General features: G+C 38.9%; 16 protein-coding genes. 11 read left to right on the forward strand and 5 right to left on the reverse strand.

The annotated features are described in order from the left end of the window. Positions 1–65 precede the first annotated feature (65 nt). From AC5WOC_RS10490 to AC5WOC_RS10505, 4 genes are all read left to right on the forward strand, one after another. A complete protein-coding gene (locus AC5WOC_RS10490) occupies positions 66–302 on the forward strand; it encodes an acyl carrier protein (RefSeq protein WP_496055356.1) in 237 nt (78 codons plus the stop codon). A gap of 87 nt (positions 303–389) precedes the next feature. Continuing rightward, a complete protein-coding gene (gene fabF, locus AC5WOC_RS10495; RefSeq protein WP_496055357.1) occupies positions 390–1,646 on the forward strand; it encodes a beta-ketoacyl-ACP synthase II in 1,257 nt (418 codons plus the stop codon). Beyond that, positions 1,646–2,341, forward strand: coding sequence for a ribonuclease III (gene rnc / locus AC5WOC_RS10500; protein ID WP_496055358.1), 696 nt, complete (start codon positions 1,646–1,648; stop codon positions 2,339–2,341). Before fabF ends, rnc begins: the two co-directional genes overlap by 1 nt. A 142-nt stretch (positions 2,342–2,483) precedes the next feature. Continuing rightward, on the forward strand, positions 2,484–2,666 hold the full coding sequence (locus tag AC5WOC_RS10505) for a hypothetical protein (protein WP_496055359.1): 183 nt from the start codon (positions 2,484–2,486) through the stop codon (positions 2,664–2,666). Positions 2,667–2,892: 226 nt separating this feature from the next. Here the strand turns inward: AC5WOC_RS10505 and AC5WOC_RS10510 are convergent, their stop codons facing one another. After that, complete coding sequence (locus tag AC5WOC_RS10510; RefSeq protein ID WP_496055360.1) at positions 2,893–3,222, reverse strand: hypothetical protein; 330 nt, start codon at positions 3,220–3,222, stop codon at positions 2,893–2,895. Between the two features lie 180 nt (positions 3,223–3,402). Between AC5WOC_RS10510 and smc the strand changes: the two genes are divergently transcribed. The 3 genes from smc to AC5WOC_RS10525 all read left to right on the forward strand — a co-directional run bounded on the left by smc (position 3,403) and on the right by AC5WOC_RS10525 (position 8,418). Next, positions 3,403–6,972 carry a chromosome segregation protein SMC gene (gene smc, locus AC5WOC_RS10515; RefSeq protein WP_496055361.1) on the forward strand — a complete coding sequence of 1,190 codons (3,570 nt, stop codon included), beginning with the start codon at positions 3,403–3,405 and terminating at the stop codon, positions 6,970–6,972. Positions 6,973–6,986: 14 nt separating this feature from the next. Then, a complete protein-coding gene (ftsY, locus tag AC5WOC_RS10520) occupies positions 6,987–7,955 on the forward strand; it encodes a signal recognition particle-docking protein FtsY (RefSeq protein ID WP_496055362.1) in 969 nt (322 codons plus the stop codon). Between the two features lie 115 nt (positions 7,956–8,070). Next, the gene (locus AC5WOC_RS10525) at positions 8,071–8,418 is read left to right on the forward strand and encodes a hypothetical protein (RefSeq protein WP_496055363.1); all 348 of its coding nucleotides are present in this window, start codon (positions 8,071–8,073) and stop codon (positions 8,416–8,418) included. A 164-nt stretch (positions 8,419–8,582) separates the two neighbouring features. Here AC5WOC_RS10525 and AC5WOC_RS10530 read toward each other — a convergent pair whose 3' ends face one another. Both AC5WOC_RS10530 and AC5WOC_RS10535 read right to left on the reverse strand, forming a co-directional pair. Next, complete coding sequence (locus AC5WOC_RS10530; protein ID WP_496055364.1) at positions 8,583–8,762, reverse strand: H-type small acid-soluble spore protein; 180 nt, start codon at positions 8,760–8,762, stop codon at positions 8,583–8,585. A 17-nt stretch (positions 8,763–8,779) separates the two neighbouring features. Next, positions 8,780–9,079 carry an MTH1187 family thiamine-binding protein gene (locus tag AC5WOC_RS10535; RefSeq protein WP_496055365.1) on the reverse strand — a complete coding sequence of 100 codons (300 nt, stop codon included), beginning with the start codon at positions 9,077–9,079 and terminating at the stop codon, positions 8,780–8,782. Positions 9,080–9,304: 225 nt separating this feature from the next. Between AC5WOC_RS10535 and AC5WOC_RS10540 the strand changes: the two genes are divergently transcribed. After that, positions 9,305–9,706 (forward strand): hypothetical protein, encoded by a 402-nt coding sequence (locus tag AC5WOC_RS10540; RefSeq protein WP_496055366.1) that lies wholly within the window; start codon positions 9,305–9,307, stop codon positions 9,704–9,706. A gap of 118 nt (positions 9,707–9,824) precedes the next feature. On the opposite strand, the gene AC5WOC_RS10545 is transcribed toward AC5WOC_RS10540, so the two are convergent. Further along, on the reverse strand, positions 9,825–10,727 hold the full coding sequence (locus AC5WOC_RS10545) for a DMT family transporter (protein WP_496055367.1): 903 nt from the start codon (positions 10,725–10,727) through the stop codon (positions 9,825–9,827). A 102-nt stretch (positions 10,728–10,829) separates the two neighbouring features. After that, positions 10,830–11,699 (reverse strand): LysR family transcriptional regulator, encoded by an 870-nt coding sequence (locus tag AC5WOC_RS10550; protein ID WP_496055368.1) that lies wholly within the window; start codon positions 11,697–11,699, stop codon positions 10,830–10,832. Between the two features lie 146 nt (positions 11,700–11,845). Between AC5WOC_RS10550 and AC5WOC_RS10555 the strand changes: the two genes are divergently transcribed. The 3 genes from AC5WOC_RS10555 to AC5WOC_RS10565 all read left to right on the forward strand — a co-directional run bounded on the left by AC5WOC_RS10555 (position 11,846) and on the right by AC5WOC_RS10565 (position 15,670). Then, positions 11,846–12,895, forward strand: a complete 1,050-nt coding sequence (locus tag AC5WOC_RS10555; RefSeq protein ID WP_496055369.1) for an ornithine cyclodeaminase family protein — start codon at positions 11,846–11,848, stop codon at positions 12,893–12,895. A 20-nt stretch (positions 12,896–12,915) separates the two neighbouring features. Next, the gene (locus AC5WOC_RS10560) at positions 12,916–14,037 is read left to right on the forward strand and encodes an aminotransferase (protein ID WP_496055370.1); all 1,122 of its coding nucleotides are present in this window, start codon (positions 12,916–12,918) and stop codon (positions 14,035–14,037) included. A 235-nt stretch (positions 14,038–14,272) separates the two neighbouring features. After that, positions 14,273–15,670, forward strand: a complete 1,398-nt coding sequence (locus AC5WOC_RS10565) for a YfcC family protein (RefSeq protein WP_496055371.1) — start codon at positions 14,273–14,275, stop codon at positions 15,668–15,670. Positions 15,671–15,678 lie beyond the last annotated feature (8 nt).

Raw genomic sequence — 15,678 nt, forward strand, 5'->3', positions numbered from 1 at the left:
AAGAGTAAGAAAGGTTTGCTTCTCTACCTATGATTCATCTATACTACGAAAGGGAGGTGAAGAGCATGGCAGACACTTTAGAACGTGTGACACAAATTATCGTGGAACGTCTAGATGTTGAGGCAGATGAGGTAACATTAGAAGCGAATATCAAAGAAGATCTCGGAGCTGACTCCCTAGATGTTGTAGATTTGATTATGGAATTAGAAGATGAGTTTAATTTAACCATTGAAGAAGAAGATGCTGAAAAAATCAACACCGTTGGAGATATTGTGAACTATATTAGTGCAAAAGTCTCATAATCATAAGTGGAGTCCCGATTTATTTTCGGGGCTACCACTATTTCTTCTAAAATAGGTCAACTTAACGCGAAAGGTGGTTGATCACTTATGCTAAATAGAGTAGTAGTAACAGGTTTAGGTGTTGTTTCTCCCATTGGAAATGATTTGTCAACTTTTTGGGACAACCTTTTAGCTGGTAAATCCGGTGCTGGTCCTGTAACGCATTTTGATCCCGACTCATTTCCTACCCCATTTACAACGAGGATAGCGGCAGAAGTGAAAAACTTCGATCCCCTGCCTTTTATGGATAAAAAAGACGTTCGCAAGATGGATATCTTTATCCAATATGCTGTGGCAGCTGCAAAAATGGCGATTGCAGATGCTAAACTTGAATTGGATAAAGTTGATCTGGATGAAGTTGGCGTTTATATCGGATCAGGTATTGGCGGTATGAATACCATCGAGACAAATGCAAAATTGCTGCATGAAAGAGGACCAAAGCGGGTCAGTCCATTTTTTATTCCTATGTTAATTGCTAACATGGCATCTGGGCAAGTTTCTATTCATACTGGCGCTAAAGGTCCAAATAGTGCATCTGTGACAGCTTGCGCTTCTGGAACTCACAGTATTGGGGAGGCATTCCGTATACTGCAGCGAGGAGAAGCATCAGTGATGATTACAGGAGGAACAGAAGCTACTGTAACCCCACTGTCTTTTGCTGGTTTTTGTTCTGCACATGCGATGTCTACTCGTAATGATGATCCAGAACATGCAAGTCGTCCATTTGATAAAGAACGCGATGGTTTTGTAATGGGAGAAGGATCAGGAATTTTAGTTTTGGAAACGTTAGATCATGCATTGGCTCGTGGTGCGAACATCCTTGCTGAGATGGTTGGCTATGGTATGACTGCAGATGCACATCATTTAACTGCTCCTGCACCTGAAGGAGAAGGTGCAAAGAGAAGCATGATCAGAGCAATGAAAGACGCTAATGTGGAACCAACCGAAGTAGATTATATTAATGCACATGGAACTTCCACAGATTTAAATGACAAGTTTGAAACAATGGCGATCAAAGGTGCTTTTGGTAATCATGCTTATAAATTAGCAGTGAGCTCTACCAAATCGATGACAGGTCATTTGCTAGGCGCTGCCGGAGGAATCGAAGGAATCGTCCTGGTAAAAACCATTCAAGAACAGATCATCCCTGCAACCATAAACTATGATTATCCTGATCCTGATTGTGATCTTGACTATGTTCCAAATGAAGCACGTCGTGGGAATGTACGAGTTGCTCTTTCGAATTCACTGGGATTTGGCGGTCATAATGCGACGATCATTATGAAAGCATTTGAGGAAGAATAATGGTAATCGATTTTGCAAAAGTAGAACAAGTGACAGGAGTCTACATTCAAAATAGAAATTTATTCGTACAAGCATTTACCCATACCTCTTATGCCCACGAGAGAAAATCATCTCAACGGGTTTCTGATAATGAACGCCTCGAATACTTAGGAGACGCTGTACTTGAGTTACTCGTCTCTGAATTCTTATATTACCGATTCCCAAAGATGAGCGAAGGAGAACTAACGAGAACAAGAGCAAGAGTGGTCTGTGAACCTTCCCTTGCTTCCTTTGCTCGTGAGCTTCAATTTGGTAATTTTGTTCGTTTGGGAAAAGGAGAGGAACTGACAGGTGGACGTGAAAGGGCGTCTTTATTAGCAGATTTGTTTGAAGCATTCATTGGTGCTTTGTATCTGGACCAGGGACTGGAAAAAGTTCGCCAATTTCTTCATAAACTCGTATTCCCTCAAATTAACAGCACTTGGTTGGAGCAAATGACAGATGCAAAAAGTCAATTGCAAGAGTTAATACAGCAAGAAAAGAAAGGAACTTTGGAATATCGTATTGTAGATGTCCAAGGTCCTGCACATGATCGCTTTTTCTCTGCCGAAGTGTATCTTGATGATCACAAACTGGGAAGAGGATCTGGGAGGTCAAAAAAAGAAGCAGAGCAGCAAGCAGCAAATGCAGCTTTAAAAGCATGGAAATCACAATAAACCACTGTGAGGGGATCACGGTGGTTTTTATTTTTGTCTATGAATATCTGCCTAATTTGCAAAAAAATAGATTTCATTTTTGGTCAATTTTAGTATAATATACATAATCGCACTTCATCGTGTGAAAGGATCTGGAGGAATCATGGCATCGCTGACTGTCGCAGACTTTTCCGCGGGCATCGTCTACACCAACAAGGAACGCAAGGGGATCCAGTACACTGGTGTCGGCTATCACCTTCCCACTCGGTTTGTCCGAACCGTGGAGGCAGAAGTGAGGCGCCCTCGTCCGAAGGGTTACGGCGATTCCGGCTATCCCGGCATGTAACCAACCCTCCTGACTGAGCCGTCCAATGGCTCATACTGGCTGCTTGATGAAAATTCATCAGGCAGCCAGTGCCAATTATAGAGATATATCTTTTTAAAATATACATATTTGTTATTACTTTTCATATAAAAAGAGTTTGATAAATAAAAATAGGCCCAATTGCAAGCAGTAACAATTGGGGATGTGGTTTAAAAAGGTGACCACTTTCGCTATCCGTTTTCCCTCATTATTTGGACTCATCTGTCCAATTTTCTTCTGCTTTCCAAACGCCAATAATCTTTTTGTTTTTATCAAAAAAGATAAAGCGCTCAAACTCATTGTGCCTAAGTACAATCAAGTACTCCGTTTCCTGTGAGTGAAACTTCTCCAAAGGATAGTACATCCTGTAAATCTGAGCTGCTCTACAGCTTCCCTGAAACTTTTTACCATGGAAGGGAAAAGAATACTTGACATCGGTCATCAGGGAGGTCCATCTCTCCTGATAATTGATTTCTCCTTGTTTGAATTCAAAAATGAACTTTTTCTTTTTCTCGTCGAGCTTGCCAGGATAAGGCATGATATCTCCTGAGGGCAAATGATTGGCATAAACATTTTTATTCTATATCATGTTGGTGTTTGTAGTGAATGGAGAGAATAAAATATTCTCATAAAATAGCACTGTCAAACGTTCTACTCTTTTTTCAAAATTTTGTGCTACAATATGCAAGTCAAACGCTAAGGAAGGAGGGGTTTTTCTGTGCATTTAAAACGTTTAGAAATGTCTGGTTTTAAATCATTTGCCAGCCGCACTGAGTTGGAATTTGTTCCTGGCATTACTGCAGTTGTCGGTCCAAATGGAAGCGGGAAAAGCAATGTGACCGATGCGATTCGCTGGGTACTCGGAGAGCAAAGTGCAAAATCATTACGTGGTTCCAAAATGGAAGATGTGATTTTTATTGGGAGTGATTCGCGTAAACCAGTAGGATTTTGTGAGGTTTCTATTACTCTCGATAATACAAAACGTATTTTACCACTCGATTATGCGGAAGTAACGGTGACTCGTCGTGTATATCGGTCAGGTGACAGTGAATATTTGTTAAATCGCCAGTCTTGTAGATTAAAGGATATACAAGAGTTATTTATGGATACAGGAATTGGAAAAGAAGCTTATTCCATGATTGGACAAGGCAGAATCGAAGAGATGATCAGCAATAAATCCGAAGATAGAAGAGCTATTTTCGAAGAGGCTGCTGGCATTGTAAAATATAAATCCCGAAAAAAAGAAGCGGAAAAAAAATTAGCGGATGCAGAGCAAAATTTGATTCGGATTCGCGATTTGATTCATGAATTGCGCAATCAAATGGAGCCATTGCAAAAACAGGCAGAACGTGCCGAACAATTTAAAACATGGCAACAGGAATTGACAGATGTTGAAATAGCATTTTACGTGCATAAAATCGAATCGTTACATGAAGATTGGACAAATACTTCGGAGCAAGTACAATTACTTAAAGATCAACATATTTCAGGTACAGCAAAGCAGAGCAAAGAAGAAGCAGAATTGGCAAAAGTAAAGTATCAATTGGTGGAACTTGAAAAAAAGTGGGAAGCATTGCAAACTGAACTTTTAGAGACAAGCGAAAAGCTCGAAAAGATCGACGCTGAAAGACAAGTATGGCAAGAGAGATCGAAAAACAGAGCAGAAATGGAAGTTAAGTTACAAGAACAACTGGAAACCTACACACAAGAAAATGTAACGTTGAAAGAAGAAGAGGCAGAAAAACGTGCACAATTCGATACGGCAAAAACGTCTTTAAGCCAATTACGTCAGGAAATCGAACAAATCAAAGAAACACTAGAAAATAGAAGTCAAAATGAACAATCTTCTGCTACTCAAAAACAGTTAGAAAAGGGTAGAGATGAGCAGAATCGAATCGAAAGTGAGAAGAAATTCATAAGTAATCAACAAGAAGAATGGAAAACAACCCTTTTCCAACAGCAACAAGAAGAAGAATCTCTGAAAACAGAAAAGAAACAACGATTACAAATAGAAGAAGAGATTATTGGCAATATGCAAGAATTGAATGATCGTATACAAATGGAAGAACACAAATCCGCTTCTTTTGAAGATCAAAAATCACAAGCGATAACAGAGCAAAAGAATTATCATCAACAACTTTTGCAGTTAGAGAAAAAGCTGGTACGTACACAATCCGAACGTGATGTTTTGCAATCAATGGAACAAAATCATGCAGGTTTTTTTCAAGGTGTGAAAGCTGTTTTAGAAAATCGGGAAATATCGGGAATAATTGGTGCAGTAGCTGAATTGATCCAAGTGCCAAAAGAGGTAGAAGTAGCAATAGAGACAGCTTTAGGTGGAGCATTGCAGCATGTAGTAGTTCAGGATGAAATTGCAGCGCGGAAAGCAATATCCTTTTTGAAAGATAAACGGTTAGGAAGGGCAACATTTCTACCAATGAATGTAATCAAAGGAAGAACTATTCCTGCCTATGAAAAAGAGAAACTAGCTAATATTTCAGGATTTCTTGGGATCGCAAGTGAGCTTGTAAAAACCGATGCCCGTTATCGAGATATTTGTGCGCAATTATTGGGGAATGTTTTAGTGACCAACAATCTCGAAACCGCAAATAAAGTAGCGAGTTTGATCGCACATCGATATCGAATTGTGACAATAGATGGAGATGTAGTAAATCCAGGTGGATCGATGACTGGTGGCAGCAGGCAATCGAAAACGCCTAACTTACTGGCTCGAGGCAGGCAATTGGATGAATTAAATCAACAATTAGAACTACTGAATCAAGAGCAGCTTCGATTGCAAACGGAACAAAAAAAGATAACAGAAAAAATCTCTCATCTGGAAACGCAACAACGGTTCATTCAAGATGAGATTGAAAATTATCGACTAAAACAAAAGGATTGGGAAACAAAAAAACAGGAAAACCAAATAGAGTTACAGCATATTAATCGGCAATTGGAACAAGTTATCAAACAATTGCAGGAAACAAATAACAGACAAGCATCGTTTACAAAGCGCATTGAAGAAATGGATTTACGTTATTCGCAAATTGCCGCCGAAATAAGTGATCTCGAAAAAGTATTGGAACAAGAAGAATATACAAAAAAGCAACGTGCTGATGAAGAAAAGGAGCTTAGCTCCCATTTGACAGAATATCGCATTGAAGAAGCCAAACTCCAACAAATCACAAGGAATTTGGATGTAGATTTATCTCGGATTCAAGAATCATTGCAAAAAAACGAATCCTTGTTGTATACGACAAAAGAAGAACAGCAAAAATTATTGGAGATGGGCGATTTAGGGGAAGATGGCTGGCAAGCATTACTCGCTTCTTTGTATCAACATCAAGAAGCAAAAAAAACGCTTCAGATTCAAATTGCTGAACTGCGAGAAGAACGTGATATCTGTAATCAGCAAAATCAAGAATTGGAACATGTCGTCTATGAAAACAGTAAACGATTACGTTCCTATGAAGAAAAACTTCATCAACAAGAAGTAAGAGCGAATCGACTGGATGTTGAACTCAATCACTTGCTGCAAAAGTTAGCTGAAGAATATGAAACAAGCTTTGAAGGCGCAAAGGAGAAATACGGTGTTCCTGAAAATCCAGCACAAGCAGAGCGAAAGGTGCGATCTTTAAAACAAAAGTTAGAACAACTCGGTGATGTCAATATTGGTGCAATTGAGGAGTACCAGCGATTAACCGAACGACTTACTTTTTTAACAACACAGGAAGATGATCTGTTGCAAGCAAAACAGCAGCTTTATCAAATGATCGCCCAAATGGTTTCTGAAATGGGGAAGCGTTTTGCGGACAGTTTTGCTTTAATTCGTGAAGAATTTCAAGATGTGTTCGTAAAAATGTTTGGAGGAGGCCGTGCTGATTTACAACTTTCTGATCCCAATAATTTTTTGGAAACAGGAATCGAAATCGTGGCTCAACCCCCGGGAAAAAAACTGCAACAGCTGTCTCTTCTTTCAGGTGGAGAAAGATCGTTAGCAGCTTTAGCATTATTGTTTGCTGTTTTACGTATTAAACCTGTACCTTTTTGTTTTTTAGATGAGGTAGATGCAGCTTTGGATGAAGCGAATTTGACTCGATTTACTCATTACTTACAAAAATTTGCCAATCAAACACAGTTTATTATTATTACACACCGAAAACATACAATGGAAGGCGCAGATGTGCTGTATGGAATTACCATGCAAGAATCTGGTGTTTCGACATTGGTTTCTGTCAAACTAGAAGAGTATGATGAAACAAGAGAAGTTGCCGTGGCAAAAGCGTAAGGAGGATATGTGTTGTGAGTTTTTTTTCTAAACTAAAAGAAAGTGTTGCCAAAAGAACAGAGTCAGTGACACAAAAATTCGTGTCTGGATTGAGTAAGACCAGCTCTAATTTAGTTGGGGCAATGGGCGGTATTTTTACTGGCCGCAGTAAAATTGACGAAGATTTATATGAAGAGTTAGAAGAAGTATTGATTAGTGCAGACGTTGGGGTTCCTACTACCATGCACTTAGTTGAGCGGCTTCGCCAAGAAGTAAAAGCAAGAAAAATAAAAGAACCAAGTGAGTTGCAGCCAGTAATGTCTGAATTGATCGCAGAACTGCTGGAGGATGACGAAACACCAGCTCTGCGTTTAAATCCAGATGGCATGAGTATTATTTTGTTTGTGGGAGTTAACGGTGTTGGCAAGACAACTACGATTGGAAAATTAGCACATACATTAAAACAAGAAGGCAAGAAAGTCGTCTTAGCTGCAGGAGATACTTTCCGGGCAGGTGCAATTGAACAATTGGAAACATGGGGCAAACGTGCGGAAGTCGATGTGATCAAACAGCAAGCTGGTTCTGATCCAGCTGCAGTCATTTATGATGCGATCCAAGCTGCAAAGGCACGGAATGCAGATGTATTGTTATGTGACACAGCTGGAAGACTGCAAAACAAAGTGAACTTGATGGAAGAATTAAAAAAAGTATTTCGCGTTGTACAACGCGAAGTGCCAGATGCACCACATGAAGTACTACTTGTGTTAGATGCGACAACTGGACAAAATGCGATGCAGCAAGCAAAAACCTTTGGACAAGCAGTGAATGTCTCAGGTATCGTGCTCACTAAACTAGACGGGACGGCAAAAGGCGGCATTGTCATCGCGATCCGCCATGAATTGGATCTGCCGGTGAAATGGATTGGTCTAGGGGAAAAAGCAGACGACTTGCAGGCTTTTGATAGAGAACAATTTTTACATGCGCTGTTTCAAACGGAAGCGTAAAGTATAGATGTATCTGTACGTAAGCGTGTGCAGTTCTGAAATATATTATTTTTGATTCGCTCCTATATGTTATACTGATTGTGTCCGAATTGGCAGTTAAATAAAGGGGATAAAGGTGAAGACAGAAACTTTTCATATCCTTGCTTTGGAGCGGGGCAATGTTTATGTAGATGTCACAGTAACAGCGAAGGAAATTAAATATGAAAAGTTCGGTACTTACTTCACTGCTGAAGGTTCAGTGGAGATCGAAATTTGCGATGTGTACTATACGAACAAGATTGTGAAGTTTAGTGCTGATAGAGTTCACCTTGACTGGATGTCTTATCTAACTAATGGCCCGTGGATGTTGGTAGGTAAGCGTCCGACGATCCGACTCTTTGGAGAGAAGAACGGAGTCCTAACGTTCATGCCGAAAGAAGAAATGGATATCCTTCGTTCAAAAGCGAAGAATGTTCGTGGATAACTGTCAATAATCTCTAAGCAACGATGTTAGAGAGGCAGCCGTTTATTTAATAAATGGCTGCCACTGATGAAAATATAGGATAAATATAGTAATAGAACAAAACAGCTCACTTCCCCTACTTAGAGTTAGTGAGCTGTTTCATTTTATTGATATGGAAAACATTATTACTCTTCTTGTAACTCATTTACAGGTACACTCATCTCGTCTTTTGGATCATCAACTGGATGAACGTCAGCTATTTGCGTGACATCATTTACTGACTGAATCCATACAGATTCGCCTCGATAAGTAACAGTAATCTTATCTTCTGATTCAATAATTTCCGCGACTCGTTGCACATCCATTTTATAAAAACTCCTTTTTATTGTAGAGATTGTTGGATAATCTCTACTTGCTGTTCCATGTTAATATGTTTGTCCATTCGCTCATCGATGGAAATATTCGTTACAACACGATTAATTCCATTGGACATAGCATTTTGGTGAATTGCTTTTGCCGTATCAAGCAATTGGTCTATATCTCCTTCAATAATGGTATTGGTAGGAGTGATTTGGTATTTCAATCCCTTTTCTTCAATGATGCGAACTGCATTTACAACGGTTGAGCTAAAACTAGCACTATCTGTTCCGATCGGAATCAAACTTATATCCATTAATGCCATGATGTGCCTCCTTCTTGTCTATAGTAATTTTTCCCAACAACAACTTTTATACACATTATTTTTTTATGATGATTTATGGCAATTAACGCTAATGTTATTTCGTTTAATTCCAATCGGGCTAATAATTATCAAATTCAGTTCATTGAAAAGAAATAAATCAAATAATTACAAAGTTCGTGTACAATAAAAACTAGGAATATCAGACTCTCACATTAGGAGATTGCCTTGCAACAAGAAACAGCAACGATCGAAACTGTATTCGGCACAGTAACGATCATCACAGAAGCAGAAGAAATATCTGAAGTGAATTATCAAGGGGCAGGCCGTGAAACGGAAGTTAAGGTAACGCTGAAGCTGGGTGATCGTGAGGTCATGATTACGGCAGACTATTACAATTTGTGGGACATGGAACGGGATATCCCGATCTATAAGCAAGGGCATCTGCCGGAGAATCAGCGAAATGCTGTTTACCTTGATCTGGCATTTACCTTTGCTTGTAAAGAAGGCAGGGGCTGGTACCGATTTGACATGTTCGACGATGCTGGCAATTTCATGCCAGAAGCAGAGCGCTTTAATACATGGCTTCATACAAAAAGCGATTCAGATATCTTCGCTGAGAATGAGTAATTAATATTTCCTTCATTTTCGAAAATAGTTGATTGCGAGTTTTGTAAACTTCGGCAAATCTAATGCTGGAATCCCCCTAATATGATGGATATTAGGGGGCTAATTTTTGTGTTTCCTTTTATTCCATTTGGGTTGTAGGTATTGTTTCCAGCGTTTTGTTTTTCTGTTTAAGAAACAGCCAAACACCAATCATTGTAATTACGCAAGCAACTATTTGTAAAAGAGATGGTATTTTTCCATAGAAGAAATATGCAAGTATATTAGAGCCTATTGGCACCCCTAGAATGCTTATGGATAAAATCACTGCACTGATATGCTTTAGCAACCAATTTTGCAAATATATCCCGAAAATAGTTGGTACAACTGCTAAGAGAAATAGATAACCCCATTGAGTGGATGGGTAGTTTATAAATTCTTGATCAAATAAAAGATTGATAATGAAAAGTACAAGACTAGCAAAGGCAAAAACATAGAAGTTATAAACAGTTGCATGCAATTTGGTAGCTAGTTTTTGTCCTAAAATCATATAAATAGAAATAGAAGTAGTTCCTAATATAGTAAGAATATCACCTAAAATTAGATTAGGAGCAGCTGTATCAGTATGATAGAAATCTGTGACAGCCATCATAAAGGCGCCTGTTATGGCAATGATCATACTAAAGGCGGCACGTAGATTTAATTTATCGCCAAATACAAAAATACTTCCGATGAAGACAATAAGCGGCTCCAATGTAATAAGGATGGTGTTGCTTGCAATCGTGGTATAACGAAGTGCATACACCCCTAATAAGAAATGCAGGGCAAGAAAGAAACCAGAAAGACAAGCAAAAATGATTGTTTTCAAAGGTAGAGCATGAAAATTTTTTCTATCCTTGATGAACAAAGGAAGAAAAAGAACTAAGACAATCAGAAGTCGATACATGCCTATAATCGATGCAGGCATTTGTAAAGATGTTAAAAAGATAGGTGTGAAAGACATGGCAAACACACTGAATAAAAGCAGAAAACGCGGATACCGCATGATATTCCCTCATTTACAAAGATATTCAGTGTGTTTACTTTATAATATTTTTTTTCAAAAAACGAATTGAATTTTTTAATGGTTAGTATAATTTTATATTATTCAAGCAGACCAATTTTCTTTCAGCAATTGATAAAAGCTTTCAATATTTGGTTCATTTGCGCGATTTCGCAGATAGATTGCATTTGTTTTGATTTTACGATTTGTAATTTTCCATGAAAAAAGCGATTTATTATTACGTTCTGGTTTTATTAAGTTGGAGCTGAGTAATGCCCAACCAGTTCCATCGAGAACTGCTTTTTTTATTGCAGCCTCGCTACCCGATTCGATAATCCATTCGGGATGGAGGTCTATCGCAGCCAAGCTCTCTTTTGCGACATCGACTAGGTTACAATGGTCATGATGGACAAAAAACGGGAATCTACCCAGTTGTTTAGGGTCGGGTATTTCTTCCAACAATTCTTTTGATGCTACTAGCAGTACTTCTTCTTCATCCAAAGCAAATTCTGTTACTTCTGTCTCTTTGCTGTCCCCCGCAATGATGGCGATCTCAGCTTCGTTATTTACAATTCGATGAATGGCTTCTTTGCTGTGACAAGAGATCAGTTCTAATTTTACATGTGGGTATAATCGGAAATAATCTCGGATGATGGGTGTCAATTGATGTGCACAGTAAAATTCTGGAGCAGCGATGCGAAGTCTCCCTGATGGCCCTTGCATCGTCTGTAGAGCAGTCTCCATGTTATGAACTACTTGGAATATTTGATCAACATGATCCTTTAAAATTTTGCCTGCGGGTGTTAAAAATGTCTTTTTGCGAATTCGCTGAATTAACGGATAACCGATTTCTTTTTCCAATGCTTGAATTTGCAAGGTAATTGTTGGTTGTGTATATCGCAATATTTCTGCTGCTTTGGATAAATTTAGATGTTCCGCTACGACTTGAAAGGTACGAAGATTACGAAGTTCCAATCCAACCAACCTTTCTTTATGATTTTTAATAATCTATATTAAATATTTTAATTTCCGTTCTTTTTCGTCCTATGTTAGATTTTAGCATATCGTTTACGTTATGGTAACCGAATCTGGCAATAGATTGCAACGGAAGGAGTATTACAATGTTTCCATTTCGTGTTTTAAATCAAGAAGCTGTTCAAAAAAATTTAAATATGAGAAGTTGTTTGGAAATCGTGGAGCGAGCATACAAATTGAAAGATGAGGGGAATGCAACGCTGTTTCCGATGGTATTTCATGAATTTGAGCCAGGGGTTGCAGATATGGATATTAAATCTGGTCATTTAGCTGGTGCAAATATTTTTGGATTGAAGCTGGTTTCTTGGTTTGGCGAAAATCCAAGTGAAAATCTTCCGGCAATCGTTGGAACGGTGATGGTTTTGGATAGCAGGACAGGGATTCCGTTAGGTATCATGAGCGGAGAAGCGATTACTTTGATGCGTACAGGCGCGGCTGCTGGTGTAGGAGCAAAATATTTTGCAAGACCTGATTCGAAAGTATTACTGTCGGTAGGATCTGGACATTTAGGTGCCTACCAAATCTTAGCTACATTGATGGCTTTAGAAAATATCGAAAAAGTACTCGTTTATAATGCTCGATCAACGGATCGCGCTGCGTTGTTTTGTAATTCTATTCGAGAAAAATGTTTACTATTATTAGAGCCATATCGATCGGAAAAAGCATTTTATAACGAAATGGTCAGACGCGTCAGTATTCCGTTTGAAGTAGTTTATGATATTGCAAAAAGTACAGCTGAAGCGGATGTGATCAATACAGCTACTCCTTCCAAACAAGCTCTCATAAAAAAAGAATGGGTGAAAGCCGGCACACATTTTACCTGTCTTGGAGCGGATATGGCGGGGAAACAAGAGATAGACGAACTGCTCTTTGCAGAAGCCAGCGTATTTGTCGACGATGTGACGCAAGCTGTCCATGTAGGTGAAACAGAAATACCAGCAAAACAAGGAGTCATAAGCCAAGATCAATTGGTCGAAATCGGGAGTGTTATCCGAGGGCGGAAAATGGGTCGCACTTCGGTAACAGAGATTACCATTTTTGATAGTACAGGCATAGCTTTACAAGATTTATTGACTGCAGAAGCAGTTTTACGAGAGTCAGAAAAGAATAATGCGGGTGTTGTTGCAGACATCTAAGGAAGAGAGGACTGGAAGGTATGCAAATTCCAGCTTTTAAAGTAGAAGAGTGGATGAATGAGTATGAACATGAAGCGGTATACAATATAGCAGAGACGTGTGTAGATTCCTTAACCGTCGAAGAGCTAATCTCCATAGATGGAACTGATCCAACAGCGTTTTTCCAACATGTAGCGAAACAAAAATTAACCTATGGTCATATTATCGGATCTCCAGAATTTCGCCAGCGAATTGCTGGATTGTATCAAAATATAAATGAAGAACAGGTTTTGTTAATGAATGGGGCAATTGGTGCAAATTTTCTTGTATTGTATTCATTGGTACAATCTGGAGACCATGTAATCGCAGTGCATCCAACGTACCAGCAATTGTATGATGTTCCCAAATCATTTGGTGCATCTGTGGATCTATTATCCCTTCGCAAAGAAAATAATTATCTGCCTGACCTTGATGAACTTCGTTCTCTTGTCAATGAGAAAACCAAACTCATTATTATTAATAATCCAAATAACCCGACCGGCGCTCTTATGGATGAGAAATTATTGAGGGAAATTGTTGCTATTGCACGTCAAGCAGATGCATATATTTTAAGCGATGAAGTTTATCGTAATTTATTACAAGAAGATAAACATATTCCATCGATCGTCGATTTATATGAAAAGGGCATTAGTACTTCTAGCATGTCAAAAGTCCTTTCGCTTGCAGGGCTACGGCTTGGATGGATTGCTGCTTCACCAGAAGTAATTCATGAATGTCTAAAACACCGCGACTATACTACCATTAGTTGTGGTTTAATTGATGATATACTTGCGGTTCATGCCCTGCGTAACTACGATAAAATATTAGCACGAAACCTAAAGATCGTTCGAGATAATTTAGCGATACTTGATACATGGGTGAATAGTGAATCCTCTATTTCCTATGTGAAACCACAAGCGGGCACTACGGCTTTGCTGCATTTTGATTTCCCTATGACATCAGAACAATTTTGTTTACAATTGTTCCAGACAACAGGAGCATTTTTAACACCTGGATCGTGTTTTGACTCAGAGGGTACGCTCCGAATTGGCTATGCATGTGCAACAGATGTATTACAATCAGGTCTAGAAAAAGTATCAGGCTATATCCAGACACTCAAGTAGAGTAGAAAAAAAGAGAAACATTAGCTGTTTCTCTTTTTTTGTTTTGCTGTCGATATAAAATTTTATAATAAATACTATTGATTAAATTAATTGGTTATTCCTTTTGTTATTGAGCTATAATTTCTCTTAATTAAATATGCATAAATGTGTAATCTGGTTTATATTTTTACAAGCGGTTAATGGAATTTTTTGAGATCTTGCAAAAATCAATCACACCTTAGGAGGATCGAAGAAAGTGACAAATCCTGTAACTATCCCCAAAAAAGGTAGAGAGATCAATGTATTTGTATTATTGACAGTTGTACTCGCAATCGCCCTTATTTTGACTTATATTGTGCCAGCGGGTGAGTATTCTCGAACAGAAGTAGATGGTAGAAGCGTTGTTGTTCCAAATACGTATAAACATGTAGATCATGCTTCGCTCGATCTTATGGATTTTGCTGGATCGTTTCACAAAGGAATGGTGGAAGCTGCTGATATTATCTTTTTTGTACTGATCATCGGCGGTGCTTTTGGAATTATTGTTTCAACAGGAGCGATTGAAGCTTTTATCTTAAGCGCTTCTAGAAAGTTAGGGAATAAAGAGAAATGGTTGATTCCGATTATGATGCTGTTTTTTGCGGTAGGCGGATCATTAATTGGGATGGCTGAAGAAACGCTTGTATACATTCCCATTTTGATATCTTTGTCGTTATCTTTAGGTTTTGATGTAATAACTGGTACAGCAATTGTACTAGTGGGTGCCTCCATCGGTTTCACTACTGCTGTGATGAATCCGTTTACAGTGGGTGTAGCCCAAGGGATAGCAAAACTCCCCATGTTTTCAGGTATCGGCTACCGTATCATTTTATTTATGATCATGTATGCTATTGGAGTTTGGTTTGTTTATCGTTATGCCTCCCGTGTAAAAAAAGATCCAAACAAAGGATACTTTGGCAATGGACAGTACAACAAAATCGATACAACTACGTCCGATCTTCGATTTACTGGCCGGCACAAAGCCATTCTCCTATGCTTTCTATTGAATTTTATTATAATCGCCTTTGGTGTAATTAAATATGGCTGGTTTATGACAGAGATAGCTGGGATGTTCATCTTGTTATCTATCGTTGTTGGTTTTATCGCAGGAATTCATCCTAATAAGTTTGTGGAAAATTTTATGGCAGGATCTGCTGGACTTATTTCAGGCGCCCTAATCATTGGGGTAGCAAAAGCAGTTGTAGTAGTTTTAACAGATGGGCATATCATCGATACGATCTTATATTATGCAGCATCAGCGCTGGATTCGATTCCAGGATCGCTCAGTGCGGTAGGTATATATGCATTCCAAGCTATTATTCACTTTATTGTTCCGTCTGGAAGTGGGCAGGCTGCACTAACCATGCCGATCATGGCACCACTCGCGGATTTGGTAGGAGTAACAAGACAGACTGCAGTGTTGTCATTCTCGATGGCTGATGGAATTGGAAACATTATTTTCCCCACTTCGGGATATTTTATGGCTGGACTTGCTTTAGCTGGTATCTCTTGGACTAGATGGGCAAAATGGATCTGGCCATTGATCATCGTGCAGTATGGCATTGGTTTGATTGCAGTTATTATCGCACACGCAATTCACTATGGACCATTTTAATGAAGGAG

The sequence above is a fragment of the Shimazuella sp. NTD247 genome (genome assembly GCF_059510415.1).